13 protein-coding genes are annotated in these 14,060 nt (G+C 70.5%); 7 read left to right on the top strand and 6 right to left on the bottom strand.

Annotation, left to right across the window (positions count from 1 at the left end; genetic code table 11):
- Positions 1 to 55 precede the first annotated feature (55 nt).
- Positions 56 to 1,843, bottom strand: a complete 1,788-nt coding sequence (locus tag ACUKCB_RS05770; RefSeq protein WP_473039424.1) for a PH domain-containing protein — start codon at positions 1,841 to 1,843, stop codon at positions 56 to 58.
- Positions 1,840 to 2,337, bottom strand: a complete 498-nt coding sequence (locus ACUKCB_RS05775) for a PH domain-containing protein (RefSeq protein ID WP_473039425.1) — start codon at positions 2,335 to 2,337, stop codon at positions 1,840 to 1,842. The genes ACUKCB_RS05770 and ACUKCB_RS05775 overlap by 4 nt, the downstream gene beginning before the upstream one ends.
- 121 nt (positions 2,338 to 2,458) lie before the next feature.
- Between ACUKCB_RS05775 and ACUKCB_RS05780 the strand changes: the two genes are divergently transcribed.
- Both ACUKCB_RS05780 and ACUKCB_RS05785 read left to right on the top strand, forming a co-directional pair.
- The gene (locus ACUKCB_RS05780) at positions 2,459 to 3,367 is read left to right on the top strand and encodes an SPFH domain-containing protein (RefSeq protein ID WP_191269523.1); all 909 of its coding nucleotides are present in this window, start codon (positions 2,459 to 2,461) and stop codon (positions 3,365 to 3,367) included.
- Between the two features lie 16 nt (positions 3,368 to 3,383).
- Entirely contained in the window at positions 3,384 to 3,626 is a 243-nt protein-coding gene (locus ACUKCB_RS05785) for a type II toxin-antitoxin system antitoxin (protein WP_473039426.1), read from the top strand.
- Positions 3,627 to 3,693: 67 nt separating this feature from the next.
- Here ACUKCB_RS05785 and ACUKCB_RS05790 read toward each other — a convergent pair whose 3' ends face one another.
- Both ACUKCB_RS05790 and ACUKCB_RS05795 read right to left on the bottom strand, forming a co-directional pair.
- Entirely contained in the window at positions 3,694 to 4,344 is a 651-nt protein-coding gene (locus tag ACUKCB_RS05790; RefSeq protein WP_473039428.1) for a Uma2 family endonuclease, read from the bottom strand.
- Positions 4,345 to 4,494: 150 nt separating this feature from the next.
- A complete protein-coding gene (locus ACUKCB_RS05795; RefSeq protein ID WP_473039430.1) occupies positions 4,495 to 6,159 on the bottom strand; it encodes an FAD-binding dehydrogenase in 1,665 nt (554 codons plus the stop codon).
- 233 nt (positions 6,160 to 6,392) lie between these two features.
- Here ACUKCB_RS05795 and ACUKCB_RS05800 point away from each other — a divergent pair, with 233 nt between their 5' ends.
- A complete protein-coding gene (locus tag ACUKCB_RS05800) occupies positions 6,393 to 7,244 on the top strand; it encodes a hypothetical protein (RefSeq protein ID WP_473039431.1) in 852 nt (283 codons plus the stop codon).
- Between the two features lie 92 nt (positions 7,245 to 7,336).
- On the opposite strand, the gene ACUKCB_RS05805 is transcribed toward ACUKCB_RS05800, so the two are convergent.
- Positions 7,337 to 8,431: a Zn-dependent alcohol dehydrogenase gene (locus tag ACUKCB_RS05805; RefSeq protein WP_473039432.1), complete on the bottom strand. Its 1,095-nt coding sequence runs from the start codon at positions 8,429 to 8,431 to the stop codon at positions 7,337 to 7,339.
- A 470-nt stretch (positions 8,432 to 8,901) separates the two neighbouring features.
- Between ACUKCB_RS05805 and ddaH the strand changes: the two genes are divergently transcribed.
- The 3 genes from ddaH to ACUKCB_RS05820 all read left to right on the top strand — a co-directional run bounded on the left by ddaH (position 8,902) and on the right by ACUKCB_RS05820 (position 12,026).
- Positions 8,902 to 9,738: a dimethylargininase gene (gene ddaH, locus ACUKCB_RS05810; RefSeq protein WP_473039433.1), complete on the top strand. Its 837-nt coding sequence runs from the start codon at positions 8,902 to 8,904 to the stop codon at positions 9,736 to 9,738.
- Between the two features lie 206 nt (positions 9,739 to 9,944).
- Positions 9,945 to 10,568, top strand: coding sequence for a TetR/AcrR family transcriptional regulator (locus ACUKCB_RS05815; RefSeq protein ID WP_473039434.1), 624 nt, complete (start codon positions 9,945 to 9,947; stop codon positions 10,566 to 10,568).
- A 444-nt stretch (positions 10,569 to 11,012) separates the two neighbouring features.
- Positions 11,013 to 12,026, top strand: a complete 1,014-nt coding sequence (locus ACUKCB_RS05820) for an alpha/beta hydrolase (RefSeq protein WP_473039435.1) — start codon at positions 11,013 to 11,015, stop codon at positions 12,024 to 12,026.
- 138 nt (positions 12,027 to 12,164) lie between these two features.
- Here the strand turns inward: ACUKCB_RS05820 and ACUKCB_RS05825 are convergent, their stop codons facing one another.
- On the bottom strand, positions 12,165 to 13,124 hold the full coding sequence (locus ACUKCB_RS05825; protein ID WP_473039436.1) for an NAD(P)H-quinone oxidoreductase: 960 nt from the start codon (positions 13,122 to 13,124) through the stop codon (positions 12,165 to 12,167).
- A gap of 205 nt (positions 13,125 to 13,329) precedes the next feature.
- Here ACUKCB_RS05825 and ACUKCB_RS05830 point away from each other — a divergent pair, with 205 nt between their 5' ends.
- Positions 13,330 to 14,058: a type 1 glutamine amidotransferase domain-containing protein gene (locus ACUKCB_RS05830; protein WP_473039437.1), complete on the top strand. Its 729-nt coding sequence runs from the start codon at positions 13,330 to 13,332 to the stop codon at positions 14,056 to 14,058.
- Positions 14,059 to 14,060: the final 2 nt, after the last annotated feature.

The raw sequence follows: 14,060 nt of genomic DNA on the forward strand, positions 1-14,060 counted from the left end.
CCGGCCCGGCCGACGCCCCGGGGAAGAGGGGCGCCGACCGCGGGTCGGCGAACCCCTAGGGGAGGGCGGAGGGGCGCTCGGGCTCCGAGGACCCCTGATCACGGACCAGGAACGGCGCGAGGAGTTCGGGGACGGCCTCGTCCGCCCAGGCCAGCCCCTGGCCCAGGCCCACGTCCTGGGCGGTGTACAGCCCCTCTCCGGACGCCGTGGTCGCCGACACGTCGGCCAGGCCGAGCCTGCGCTGGAACGGTGAGCGCGTGACCCGCCAGCCGATCACCGACGAACGCTCCAGGGTGACCGTGTCCCGGACCGCCATACCCTTGCGCACCACCAGGTACCCGGGGTGCAGGCCGTGGGCCAGGCCCCGATAGGAACCGACCGCGTACCAGAAAGCCGCCACGACGCCCAGCAGCGCCACCGCGATCCATCCCCAGCCCGGGGTGGCCTCGGCGCTGGGGGAGATCAACGGCACCGGCATGAACTCCGCCTCCGCCTCCTGGAGGACGTCCCACCAGGACTCCGTGGCGAGCTGTTGCGCCCACGCGAGCACCCCGGCCAGAGCCAGGAGGACCACGGAGGCGAGTGCGGCACGGGTGAACCTGCGGCGTAGTGCCGCCTTCGGGTGCCGGGCCAACGGCACGTCCAGGGCGGAGTCGGGCTCGCGCATCAGGGCCGCCCCCAGTTCGCGGGCGCGCCTGACCGGCATCGCGGGGGACAGGCGGCTCTTGGCCTCGGTCTTCTGCGCGTCACCCGCGGACAGGCCCGTCGCCACCGCCCTGATGGACGCCCCGCCCACCGAGCGCAGCACGAACGGTTCGCGCAGGACCACACCGTTGAGACGGCGGCCCTCCACCGACAGGGACACACTGGTCAGCAGCCCCCGGCGCAGCCGCACCGTGCCGTCCTGCTCGCGGACGAGCCGGTAGTCCCACCAGGTCTCCACCGCGGTGGCGACCAGGACGACCACCCCGGACAGCAGCAGACCGAGCAGGGCGACGGGCAGGACCACCAGCAGCCGGCCCATCACGAAGCTGGACATCTCCTGGGCGCTGGGCAGGCCGGCCTGTTCGGAGATCCACTGCCAGCCGTGGCCGCCGGTCTGCGCGTTGAGGCCGATCAGGGCGGCGATCACACCGAGCCCGACACCGAGGGTCGCGGTGGTGGCGGGCGCGTAGGCGAACCAGCGCGGGTTCAGCCTGACCAGTTCGGTCCCGTCGTCCTCGGTCTCCTCGTCGCCGGTGCCCTCCCCGCCGTCCGGGGAGCCCGCGGCCGGTGCGGTCCGGCGCAGGAGCTCGCGGCGCAGCCGCTCACCCTGTTCCGCCGTGACGTAGAGCAGCTGGAGCTGGTCGGTACCGCCCGCACCGGCCGACTCGCCGGTTCCCACGGTCACCGAGCACAGGCCGAAGATCCGCACGTAGATCGGTGCGGCCACGTCCACGCTGCGCACGCGTTCCCGGGGGATGGAACGGTAGGCCTTGGCGATGATCCCCGAGCGCATCTCCATGCGTTCGGGGGTGACCCGGTACCGGGTGGCGCGGAGCCGGAGCAGGTCGAGGTAGGTCATCAGGGCGATGAAGGCCAGGGTCGCGGGGAGGGGCAGCAGCGCCCACAGGTTCGAGACGTCCACGACGAACAGGACGACGGTCCCGACGATCGCGGCGGGCACCATGAACAGTGCCACGACCACGGTGCTGGCCCACACGCTGAGCGTGCTCAGGCCCTCCCACCGGACCTCCTCGCCCTGCTCCTGGCCGGGCTGCCGGTTCTGTCCGTGCGGGAGCTCCCCGTGCTGTTCCTCGTCGTGCTGTTCCCCGTCCGGGCGGCGGTCGTCGTGGGAGGTCATGTCGCGTCCCCCGGGATCGCCTCGGTGCTGTCGGTGAGCTGGTCGGCGACCTCGGTAGCCAACGTGTGGTCCAGGCCGCTGATCTCGATGGGGCCGGCGGCGGACGCGGTCGTCACGGTCACGCTCGACAGCCCGAACACTCTCTGCAGGGGGCCGCGCGCGGTGTCGACGGTCTGGATGCGCGACATCGGGGCGACCCGCCACTCCTGCCAGAGCCACCCGCTGGCGGTGTAGACGGCGGTGTCGGTGATCTCCCAGCGGTGGACGCGGAAACGCCACTGCGGCATCGCCAAGGTGATCAGGAGCCCGACCCCGCCCAGGATCCCGGCGGCGAGCAGGAACCACGGACGCACCGGCTCCCAGATCAGCGCGGGCACCACGGGTACGACGGTGAGGACGACCGTCACCGCGAGGGACCGGGTCGTCCACCACCAGACGGCGCGTCGGTCCACACGGTGGTTGGGCGGGCGCAGGCGTGGGGCGTCGGTGTTCATCGGGTCGACGTCTCCTCTCGGTCGGTGGCCCCGGGGGCGGGGTGCCTATTAAAAGTGATATCACAATGCTATGCTCAAGTCATCACCTGAAAGAGCGGCAGCCCAGGAGGGCGGAAAACCGATGAGCGACACCCCCAGTGTCACCAGACCCGCACCGCAGTACCGGGAGCGCGCGGCCTTCGGCTACGGCGGGATCCCCGTGTTCGCGGTGGCCGTCGTACTGTTCCTCGGCGGCGGCGGGATCGCCCTCCTGCCGCTGATCGGGTTTCCCGGAGCGCTGATCGCCGTGGGTGTCGTGATCGCCGCCGCCGGCCTCGTGCTCTCGATCGGGCTGACCATGGTCGCGCCCAACGAGGCCCAGGTCGTCCAGTTCTTCGGCCGTTACGTCGGAACCATCCGCACCGACGGTCTGCGCTGGGTCAACCCGCTGACCGTGCGCAACGCGATCTCCACCAGGATCCGTAACCACGAGACCTCCGTCATGAAGGTCAACGACGCCTCCGGCAGTCCGATCGAGATCGCGGCCGTCGTCGTCTGGCAGGTGGAGGACACCGCCCGGGCCTCCTTCGAGGTGGACGACTTCATCCAGTTCGTCTCCACCCAGACCGAGGCCGCGGTCCGGCACATCGCGGGCAAGTACCCCTACGACTCCTACGGCGACGAGGCCGCTCCGTCACTGCGCGACAGCGCCGACGCCATCACCGAACAGCTGTCCAAGGAGGTCGCCGAGCGGGTCGACGCGGCGGGCGTGAAGATCGTGGAGTCCCGGTTCACCCACCTGGCCTACGCCCCCGAGATCGCCCAGGCCATGCTGCAGCGCCAGCAGGCCAGCGCCATGATCGCGGCCCGCGCCGAGATCGTGGAGGGCGCCGTCAGCCTGGTCGACCGGGCCCTGGAGCGCCTGGCGGACGAGAACGTGGTGGACCTCGACGAGGAGCGCAAGGCAGCCATGGTCAGCAACCTGCTCGTGGTGCTGTGCTCGGACCGCCCCGCCAGTCCCGTCGTCAACACCGGGACCCTCTACCAGTAGATCCGGGTGAGGTGACGTGCCCGAGCGCAAGAAGGTACTGCTGCGGCTCGACCCCGCCGTCCACGACGCGATCGCGCGCTGGGCCGGGCACGAGTTGCGTAGTACCAACGCCCAGATCGAGTTCCTCCTGCGCCGTGCCCTGGACGAGGCGGGGCGGATGCCCAAGGAGGCGGGGGACATCCCCCGCAGGGGCAGGCCCCGCAGAACCGGTCCCGACCCCGGAGAGGACGCCGGGGAGACGGGAAGCGCGCAGGAATGACCCCGAGAACGTGCGGGAGCCGGGTACCCGAAGGGGGCACCCGGCTCCGCGCCGTCGTGTCGGGGGCCTACGCGTCGCTCTCCGGCTGCTCCGCTTCCTCTTCCCTCCTCGCCCCCTCCGGGCCGCCGATGTGCTGACGCCAGTCGCCGTCCAGTCGCAGTAGCCACTGAGGTGCGACGCGCACCGGGAAGGGCAGCTCGGTGTCCAGTACCGCCGCCCCGAAGGCTGCGGCCACCTCGGTGTACTCGCCGTTCTTCAACCGCAGCTCGATGATGCTCGGTTCGTCTCGGTCCGGGGTGATCAGCCAGTACGAGGGGATCCCGAACTCCGCGTACTCGCGGCGTTTGGTGTGGTGGTCCCGCAGAACACTCTCGGGGGAGACCACCTCCACAGCCAGTAGCGGAGGTTTGGTCGTGTACGGCATCTGGAAGTCCTGGTTCCTGATCACGGCGACGTCGGGGATGCGGTGACGCGTTCGCTCCGGGTTGAGAGTGACACCAGGGCCGTCCATGACCAGGACTCCTGTGGGAGCACAGTTGCTGAGATGAGTGGTGAGACGCCCGGTGACGAGAGTGTGGAAGCTGACGGGAGCGGGAGACACGTCAAGCCTCCCGTCGACCAGCTCGTAGCGCCGTCCGTCGTCCGGCGTGCGTTGCAGGTCGTCCACGGTGAGCGGTGCCGGTTCCAGGTCCGTTTTGCCGGTAGTCATGACACTCATCCTGCCTCCTCGATCACATGGAGAACAGCGTGTCGGGGCTCCGGGGCGCGCGGGTTGGAAATGACGAAATTCGCGAGTAAGTGCCCACATCGTTCGTCTTCCGGGGATGCCCGTAACTGGCGGGCGCACGCGCCCCCGCCCCCGTCAGCCCTAACCCAGAGCGGCCGCGGCGGCCCGGCCCGCGGTACGGCCGGAGAAGATGCAGCCGCCCAGGAAGGTGCCCTCCAGGGAGCGGTAGCCGTGCACGCCGCCGCCGCCGAACCCGGCGACCTCGCCGGCCGCGTACAACCCGGGCAGCGGGGTGCCGTCGGCGCGCAGTACCCGCGCGTCCAGGTCGGTGTGCAGGCCGCCCAGCGTCTTGCGGGTCAGGATGTGCAGGCGCACCGCGATCAGCGGGCCCGACTTCGGGTCGAGGATCTGGTGCGGGGCCGCCACCCGGGCGATCCGGTCGCCCCTGTAGTTGCGGGCCCCGTGGATCGCCATGACCTGGAGGTCCTTGGTGAAGGTGTTGGCCATCTCCCGGTCGCGGGCCACCACCTCGCGGGTCACGGTGTCGGCGTCGAGCGCGTCGTCTCCGGAGATCTCCTTCATCCTGCGGATCAGTTCGGGCAGCCTGTCCGCGACCACGAAGTCGGCCCCGTGCTGCTTGAAGGCCTCCACCGGTCCGGGGGCGCCGGGCAGCACCCGCTGGAGGACCAGCTTGAGGTCCTTGCCGGTCAGGTCGGGGTTCTGCTCGGAGCCGGAGAGGCCGAACTCCTTCTCGATGATCTTCTGTGAGAGCACGAACCACGTGTACTCGTGCCCGCTCCTCATGATGTGGTCCAGGGTCCCCAGGGTGTCGAAGCCCGGGAAGTACGGGGCGGGCAGCCGTTTGCCGGTCGCGTCCAGCCACAGGGACGAGGGGCCGGGCAGGATCCGGATGCCGTGCCCGGCCCAGATCGGGTCCCAGTTCTGGATGCCCTCGGTGTAGTGCCACATCCGGTCGCGGTTGATGATCTCGCCGCCGGCCCGCTCGGTGATGCCGAGCATCCGGCCGTCCACGTGGGCGGGCACACCCGAGAGCATGTGCTCGGGCGCGGTGCCCAGCCGTTCGGGCCAGTTCCGGCGCACCAGGTCGTGGTTGGCGCCGATGCCACCGGAGGTCACGATGACGGTCTGCGCGCCGACCTCGAACTCGCCCGCGGCGTCCCGGTTGCTGGCCTGTCCCCGTTCGATGTCGCTCGGCGCCAGCACCGTGCCGCGCACGCCGGTGACCGTTCCGTCGGTCACGACGAGCTCGTCCACCCGGTGCCGGAAGCGCAGGGAGACCAGGCCGCGCTCGGCCGCGGCGCGGACCCGGCGCTCGAAGGGCTCGACCACGCCGGGGCCGGTCCCCCAGGTGATGTGGAAGCGGGGCACGGAGTTGCCGTGCCCGTCGGCGAGGTAGCCGCCGCGCTCGGCCCAGCCCACGATGGGGAAGAGCTTGAGGCCCTGCCGGCGCAGCCAGGAGTACTTCTCCCCGGCGGCGAAGTCCACGTAGGCCTCGGCCCACCTGCGCGGCCACTCGTCCTCGGGGCGGTCGAAGGCGGCGGTGCCCATCCAGTCCTGGAGGGCCAGTTCCCTGGAGTCCTTGATGCCCATGCGGCGCTGTTCGGGCGAGTCGACGAAGAACAGCCCGCCGAAGGACCAGAACGCCTGTCCGCCCAGGGACTGCTCGGGTTCCTGGTCCAGCAGGATCACCCGTTTGCCCGCGTCGGCCAGTTCCGCCGCCGCTGCCAGTCCGGCCAGCCCTGCGCCGACGACGATGGCGTCGGCCTGGTCGACTCCGGTACCCATGCGGTTCTCCTCGGGGGTCGTCCGCGCCCGGCGCGGGCACGGTGTGCGCGATGGTGACGACTGTGCACCCGCGTGCCGCCGACGGCAAGAGCGGTGTGTGTTGCGCGCCACATCGTTTGTCAGAGTGTGACAAAAGAGTGCGGATCGGACAGAATCTCGCTGCTGCGACCCCGTGGCCCCGCTCCCCACGGTCATCGCAGGTCACAGTGTGTTCCTCCGAGAAAGAGTCCCCCGTGTACTTCCATCCCCCGACCCTCGACCTCGGTCCGGTGGCCGCCTGGATCGGCCTGGCACTCCTCCTCTACCAGGTGTTCGCGCCTCCGCTGCTGCGGTCGTGGAACTCCCGCTTCCAGGAGCTGCTCCTCGAGGACGAACGCGCGAAGGCGCACCGTATGGCGCTGCACTGGTCCGGCTGGTGCGTCCTCACGGAGGTCCTGCTGGTGATGGCCTTCGTCGGGACGGCCGCGGCGGTGACACCGGCCGACATCGGTCTGGCTCCGCTCACCTTCGCCGACAGGGGCTCTCCCGGGCTGGTGCTCCTGGCGGCGGGCCTCGCTGCGGGCTTCGTGTACTTCCTCGCCGTGCTGGTCAGGGCGAACCTGCGAGTGCTGCGGTACCTGCGCTCGGGTGTGGTGCCGGCCGGAACCGACCGCGACCAGTTCCTGCTGCTCCCCAGGGACCTGCGCGAACACCGGGTACGGGCCCTGGTCTTCGCCCTGAACGTGTTCTCCCAGGTCCTCGTGGTGTACGTGGTCCTCTTCCCGCTGCTGGCCACACTCACCGAGCCGATGCCGGCCGTCGTCGTCCTCGGCCTGCTGGGCGGCTGGCAGTCCGTGGGGCACGGCGGGGGCCAGATCCTGGTGATGTCCTGCCTGACCGCCCTGGGGCTGTTCCTCTACGCGACGGTGCTCCCCGGTTCGCTGCTGGTCCCGCTCCTGGTCTGGGGCTCCTACGGGGCGGTTGCACTGGGGGCGGAGCGTGCCATGACCGGCATGCCGGTCCCACGGGTCTCCCGGCCGCTGCCGCCGCTCGAGGTGACCGTGCTCGACGCCGACGGCAACCCGGTCGAGCGCCCCGGCCGCTGAGTCCGCTCCCCGGCGCGGGGGCGCACGTCGAGGCCCCTTGAACCCAAGAGGTTCCGGGGCCTCGTGTGTGCGTCCTTGTCGGTGCCGCCGGATCAGGCGCCGAAGCGCACCAGCGACCTGCCGCCCTTGCCCTGACGCATGCGCTCGAAGGCCTCGGGGACGCCCTCCAGCGAGATCTCGTCGGTGATCATTGCGGCGAGCTTCAGCTCCCCCGCACGGACCGCCTCGGCGAGCACCGGGATGTCCCGGGCCGGGTCGCTGGAACCGTAGACGCATCCCTGGAGCGTGCGTGCCTGGTGGAACAGCTCCAGGGAGTTGAAGGAGACCTCGTCCTTCTTCGAGCCCAACCCCACCACCGTCACGGTGCCGCCCCGGCGGGACGAGTTCCACGCGGTACGCACCACCTGGGCCTTGCCGACCACCTCGAAGGCGTGGTCGACCCCCCGCCCGTCGGTCAGTTTGCGCACCGACCTGTGTACCTTCGGGTCGGAGACCAGGAACTCGGTGGCGCCCAGGGAACGGGCCAGCTCCTCCTTCTCCGCGGAGACGTCGACCGCGATCAGCGGGTCGGCCCCCGCCATCCGGGCGGCCTGGAGGAGGGACAGGCCCACCCCGCCCAGCCCCAGCACCAGAGCGGACTGGCCCGCCCGCAGCTTGGCGGCGTTGTTGACGGCGCCCCATCCGGTGATCGCCGCGCAGCCCAGCATCGCCGCGACCGCCAGGTCGATCCCGTCCGGCAGCGGGACGAGCGCGCTGGTCGGAACGATCGTGGCCTCGGCGAAGGCGCCGGTGTTCAGCCCCGGGTGGACCGGGGTGCCGTCGGTGAGTTCGGCGTAGGGGGAGAGCATCCGGTCGAGGGCGTGCTCGCACAGGTAGGGTTCGCCCTGCTCACAGAACCAGCACGCACGGCAGGGCGGCGCCCAGTTCAGGATGACCTGTTGGCCGGGCGCGAACTCGGTGACGCCCGGGCCGATCGCCTCGACGGTGCCCGTTCCCTCGTGGCCCAGGACCGCGGGCCAGGGCTGGGCGAGGGTTCCGTTGGCCAGGGAGAGGTCGGAGTGGCACACGCCCGCCGCGACCATCCGCACCCTCACCTCGCCCGGACCGGGGTCGGGCAGGACGACCTCGCGGATCTCGGGGGGTGCGTCGGTCTCGTGGAAGACGGCTGCCTTGACGGTCGTACTCATGAGGAGGTCTCCAATCGCGGAACTGCCGCGACCCTAGCAATACCGTCCGGTCGGTTGGTAGTGCGGGGTTGCCGGATCATCGGTCCGGGGAGGTGGATCCGGGCCCGCGCCGCGGGTTCCGGCGCAGAGCGCTCGCCTGCCTCCGGACCAGCGACGACCCGCCGGGGCGAACGCCCGAACCGTTCCGGCCCTCGCTGGCCCTCGCTGGCCCCCGTCGGCCCCCGTCGGCCCCCGCCGCGCCCGGCCGGCCTGTCGGCGCAGGCTCCCGCGGAGCGCCCCGGTGAACCGTCCCCGCGCGCCCTTTTCCGTCTGCCTTCCTCCGCCCGGGGCGGGCCCACTTTATGGAAAAGCCTATATTGGCGGGCCTCCGGCACGGGTATCCCACTTTTATCCGCCTGGAAACCGCGGTGGTAAATGCCTGTACCACCACGGGCCGTTCGGCTTCCGGCGCACCTCAACGGGGAGGTTCCATGGTTCGACCCGTCGGTTCGGCGCCCGCGGCGATGCCGCGGCACTATCTGATGTGCCGTCCCACCTACTTCGCGGTGGAATACGCGATCAACCCTTGGATGGATCCGGCCGCGGGCGTGGACCGCGAACGCGCGATCCGCCAGTGGGCGGGGCTCCGGGACCTCTACCTGTCCCTGGGCCACCGGGTCAGCGAGATCGCGCCGATCGAAGGACTGCCCGACATGGTCTTCGCGGCCAACGGGGCGCTGGTCGTGGACGGGCGCGTCTACGGTGCCCGGTTCGCCAGCGCCGAACGCACCCCGGAGGGGCCGGCCTACCTGGACTGGTTCCGCAAGGCCGGTTACACCGAGGTCCTGGACCCCAAACACGTCAACGAGGGCGAGGGCGACTTCATCACCCTCGACGACGTGATCCTCGCCGCCACGGGCTTTCGCACGGAGGCCGCGGCCCACCAGGAGGCCGAACGCCTCCTGGGGCGCCCGGTCGTCACCCTGCAACTGGTCGATCCGCGCTTCTACCACCTGGACACCGCACTGTTCGCGCTCTCCGGGAACCAGGTCGCCTACTACCCCGGGGCCTTCTCCGAGGGCAGTCGCCGGGTGCTGCGTTCCCTCTACCCCGACGCGCTCCTGGCCACCGAGGAGGACGCTGCGGTCCTCGGCCTCAACGCGGTCTGCGACGGCCGCAACGTCGTGCTCGCCGCCGAGGCGACCGGACTCGCCGACCGGCTGCGCGCACTGGGCATGGTGGTGCACCCGGTGGAGCTCGACGAACTGCGCAAGGCGGGCGGCGGGGCCAAGTGCTGCACCCTCGAACTGAGGGGCTCACCCGTGTGACAGTACGCGGGCGGATTCCACGCACTCCCGTGCGGTATCCGCCCGCGCAAACCTCCTCCGGTGTGGGAAAGGACACGTACCCGTTCCGGGGCGGGAATGGTAGCCACAGGTCACGAGCGCTACCGCGGACAAACGCGCACGGCGGACGGGAGAACTCGTGTCCTCGGTCCCTGGTGAAAGTCCCCGAGCCCCATAGGGTCGTTTCCGTGAAGACCAAACAGCGCAGACTCCCGCGTCGTGTCAGGGAACAGCAGCTGATCGACGCCGCCGTCCTCGCGTTCTCCCGCGGTGATTACCACACGGTCAGCGTGGAGGAGATCGCGCAGGCGGCCGGAACCTCCAAGCCGACCGTTTACCACTACCTCGGTTCCAAGGAAGGGATTTTCACCGCCTGTGTGCGTCGGGAGATGGAACGGCTCATCGACGCGGTCCGGGACGCCGTGCACGATCCTTCGGCGTCTCCGGGGGATGACCCGCTGCGCCGGGGGATGCAGGCCTTCTTCACCTTCGTGGTGGCCCATCGGGAGAGTTGGACCGTTCTCTACCGGCGGGCGGCTGTGCAGGGCGCACCCTTCGAGGGTGAGACCATCCGGGTGCGCGACCGTGTCACCGCCGAGGTCGCCGAGCTGATCACGGCCTGTACCCGGGGCGACTACGAGGCCCTCGCGCCCCGGGACGCCCAACTGCTGGCCCGCGTCGCGGTGAGCACCGCCGACGCCTTCGCGGACTGGTTGTTGGACCACCCCGACGAGACCCCCGACGCCATGGCCGGGCACGTCACCGAACTCACCTGGTCCCATCTGCGGTCCCGCAGGCCAGCCGGGGTCTGAGCCCTCCCCGGGCGGTGCCGGAGGCCCGAGGTAGCTCCTTCGGGAACCAGTCGGCCCAGGCTGTGGTCAGTGGGGTTCCCACCGGGCTCAGCTCGGCGCGCCCTGGTCCCTCCTGGTCGCGGCGCGCGATGATGACCGCCGGCTACCGGGACCGTTCCAGCAGCCTGGCGGAACTCAGGGTCACCGTGTTTCTCCGCCCGGCTGGCCGCGGTGCGCACCCAGGCAGTGAAGGTTGTTTCAGGGCCTGGATCGGGTCAGGTTCCGGGAAAGCCGGTTTCCATCGCGGTGCCGTCGGAAAGTCCTGTGGCAGGTGGTGCCCGGTGCCGACTCCCAGGGAGTGACATACCTGGATTCTTCCGCATGTTCCGGACATGGTCGGCGGGTGCCTCCCCGGGCGATCGAGATTCGCTCCCGCGCAACGCCGACTGAAACAGGGAAGCAGACATGTCCGAGAACAAGGTGGTCCTGGAGCAGGCAGCCCAGGAGTTCGCCGACGCCAACGCGAACGAGCCCTTCATCTACCAGCTCCCGCCTGAGCAGGGCCGGGAGATCCTGGAGGGCGTCCAGAGCGGTGAGGGCGTGCCCAAGCCCGAGATCAGCGACGAGTGGATCACCGTGGAGGGCGGCCCCACCGGGCAGGTGCCCGTGCGGATCGTGCGCCCGGCCGGGGCGACCGGGGTCCTGCCGGTGATCTACTACATCCACGGAGCTGGCTGGGTGTTCGGTAGCGCCAACACCCATGACCGTTTGGTGCGGGAGCTGGCGGTGCGTACCGGGGCCGCGGTGGTCTTCCCCGAGTACGACCGGGCGCCGGAGGCCAAGTACCCCACGGCGATCGAGCAGAACTACGCGGTGGCCCGGTGGGTGGTCGAACACGGGGCGGAGAAGGACCTGGACGGCTCGCGCATGGCGGTGTGCGGGGACTCGGTGGGCGGCAACATGTCCGCTGTGCTGGCGCTGATGTGCAAGGACCGCGGGGATGTGGAGCTCAAGGGGCAGGCGCTGCTGTACCCGGTGACCAATGCCGACTTCGACACCGAGTCCTACCACGAGTTCGCCACCGGGTACTTCCTCAACCGGGACGGCATGATCTGGTTCTGGGACCAGTACACGACCGACCCCGAGCAGCGGGCGCAGATCTACGCCTCGCCGCTGCGGGCGTCACTGGAGCAGTTGCGCGGTCTGCCTCCGGCGATGGTGCTCAACGGTGAGGCGGACGTGCTGCGCGACGAGGGCGAAGCGTACGCGAACCGGTTGCGGGAGGCGGGTGTGCCGGTGACGGCGGTCCGTTTCCAGGGGATGATCCACGACTTCATGATGGTCGACAGCATGCGCGACACCCATGCGAACAAGGCCGCGCTGCTGCTGGCGACGGACTTCCTGGCCGACGTGCTGGGCACCCGGTCGGCCGTGCCGCGTCAGCAGGCCGGTCAGCGCTCCGGGGCGTCCGTGCGCTGATCGGGCCGTCGGCGAGGGCGGGCCCCGTCCTCGCCGACACCGGGGAAGGCCTCGGGCAGGAACAGCCCTTCGGTGCCGGAGAGCAGGAACGCGGACCTGCGGCGGCCCGGGGCCGTTCCGCCCCGGGCCGACCGGTTTCTACTCGTCGACCAGCAGGATCTTGCCGAAGTGGCCGCCCTCCTCCAGGATCCGGTGCGCCTCGGCCGCTTCGGACATGGGCAGGGAGCGCTCGATGACGGGCTTGACGGCTCCGCTGCCGACCAGCGGCCAGATCTCCTTCTGGACGCCGGCCACGATGGCGGCCTTCTGCTCCAACGGCCGGGAGCGCAGGGTGGTGCCGAATACCGACAACCGCTTGAACAGCATGTCGGCGAGGTTGAGCGGGGCCTCCAGACCGGACTGGAGGCCGATGATGACCAGGCGTCCGTCGGTGGCCAGTGACCGGACATTGCGTTCCAGGTTCTGGCCGCCGATGATGTCGAGGACGACGTCGTAGGGGCCGTGCTCGGCGAAGTCCTCCGTGCGGTAGTCGATGGTCAGGTCGGCGCCCAGTTCACGTACCCGGGCCGCCTGCTCGTCGCCGCCGACGGTGGTGACCACCCGGGCGCCCCGCGCCTTGGCGATCTGGATCGCCATGGTGCCGATCCCGCCCGCCCCGCCGTGCACGAGGAAGGTCTCCCCCTCCTTCAGTGCGGCGGTCATGAAGACGTTGGACCACACCGTGGTGACCGCCTCGGGCAGGGCCGCGGCCTCGACCAGGCCCACCCCCTGCGGGACCGTGAGCAGCTGGCCTGCGGGAACGGCGACCTTTTGCGCGTAGCCGCCCCCGGTGAGCAGCGCGGCGACCTCGTCGCCGACCTTCCACCCGGTCACGCCTTCGCCGAGGGCGCTGATGCGGCCGGAAACCTCCAGACCCGGGTAGGGGGAGGCGCCCTCGGGTACGGGGTAGAGGCCGATCCGCTGGACGGCGTCGGCCCGGTTGAGGGCGGTGGCCGCCACGTCGACGACGACCTCTCCGGGTGCGGGCACCGGGTCCTCGACCTCGGTCCACTCCAGTACCTCGGGGCCGCCGAACTCCTTGATCGTGATCGCCTTCATGACCTCTCCGTTCGTGTGGCTGGGACGATTCAATGTGTGCGGTGCTTACATTAGGCGCGCAAGTATGCAGTGTCAACATTAGATCGCGGCGTGGTTGACGGTCGGCAATCTGCCGCACGTCGCGTGGCGCGGATGCGCCACCGTTGACCGGTGATGGCCGTAGAGCTAATGTGAGCACCGCAAACACCGGTGGGTCGGAGGGGGAATGACGATGACGAGCGTGCTCTACGTGATCACCGCCGCCGACCGCTGGACGCTGAACGACGGAACGGTCCATCCCTCGGGCTACTGGGCCGAGGAGGTCGCTGTGCCGCACAGGATCTTCGCCAAGGCCGGATGGGACATCACGATCGCGACCCCCGGTGGCAGGGCCCCGACCCTGGACCGCCTCAGCCTGGGCCTGGCCGGTGGGACCCCGGGCAAGCGCCGCACGGTGAAGGCCTACCTGGACGGCATTCAGGACGCCCTTGCCCACCCGGCGGCGCTCGACTCCGTCGACGCCGCCGACTTCGACCTGCTCTTCTACCCTGGCGGCCACGGGCCCATGGAGGACCTGGCCTACGACAGGACTTCCGGCGCCCTGTTGAGAGAACGGTTGGCCTCGGATCGCCCGCTCGCACTGCTGTGCCACGCCCCTGCGGCGATCCTGGCCACGACCGGCCCGGAGGGCACCTCACCCTTTGCGGGCCGTCGGATGACCGGGCTGTCCAACCGGGAGGAGCTCCTCAACCGGTTCGCCAGGAAGGCTCCGTGGCTGCTGGAGGACCGGCTCAAGGAAGCGGGCGTCGAGTACGTCAAGGGGCTGATCCCACTGCGCCCCTACATCGTGGTCGACGGCAACCTCTACACCGGGCAGAACCCGCAGTCCTCGGAAAGGCTGGCCGAACGGCTGGTCGCCGACATCACCGAGGGGTCCTCGGGAGAGGTGCGCTGACC

The organism is Nocardiopsis moroccensis (assembly GCF_055763695.1).

Coding starts and splice junctions, on each gene's coding strand:
- ACUKCB_RS05830 (WP_473039437.1), top strand. CDS start 13,330: ATGACGATGACGAGCGTGCTCTACGTGATCACCGCCGCCGACCGCTGG.
- ACUKCB_RS05820 (WP_473039435.1), top strand. CDS start 11,013: ATGTCCGAGAACAAGGTGGTCCTGGAGCAGGCAGCCCAGGAGTTCGCC.
- ACUKCB_RS05775 (WP_473039425.1), bottom strand. CDS start 2,337: ATGAACACCGACGCCCCACGCCTGCGCCCGCCCAACCACCGTGTGGAC.
- ACUKCB_RS05795 (WP_473039430.1), bottom strand. CDS start 6,159: ATGGGTACCGGAGTCGACCAGGCCGACGCCATCGTCGTCGGCGCAGGG.
- ACUKCB_RS05780 (WP_191269523.1), top strand. CDS start 2,459: ATGAGCGACACCCCCAGTGTCACCAGACCCGCACCGCAGTACCGGGAG.
- ACUKCB_RS05770 (WP_473039424.1), bottom strand. CDS start 1,843: ATGACCTCCCACGACGACCGCCGCCCGGACGGGGAACAGCACGACGAG.
- ACUKCB_RS05790 (WP_473039428.1), bottom strand. CDS start 4,344: ATGAGTGTCATGACTACCGGCAAAACGGACCTGGAACCGGCACCGCTC.
- ddaH (WP_473039433.1), top strand. CDS start 8,902: ATGGTTCGACCCGTCGGTTCGGCGCCCGCGGCGATGCCGCGGCACTAT.
- ACUKCB_RS05825 (WP_473039436.1), bottom strand. CDS start 13,124: ATGAAGGCGATCACGATCAAGGAGTTCGGCGGCCCCGAGGTACTGGAG.
- ACUKCB_RS05805 (WP_473039432.1), bottom strand. CDS start 8,431: ATGAGTACGACCGTCAAGGCAGCCGTCTTCCACGAGACCGACGCACCC.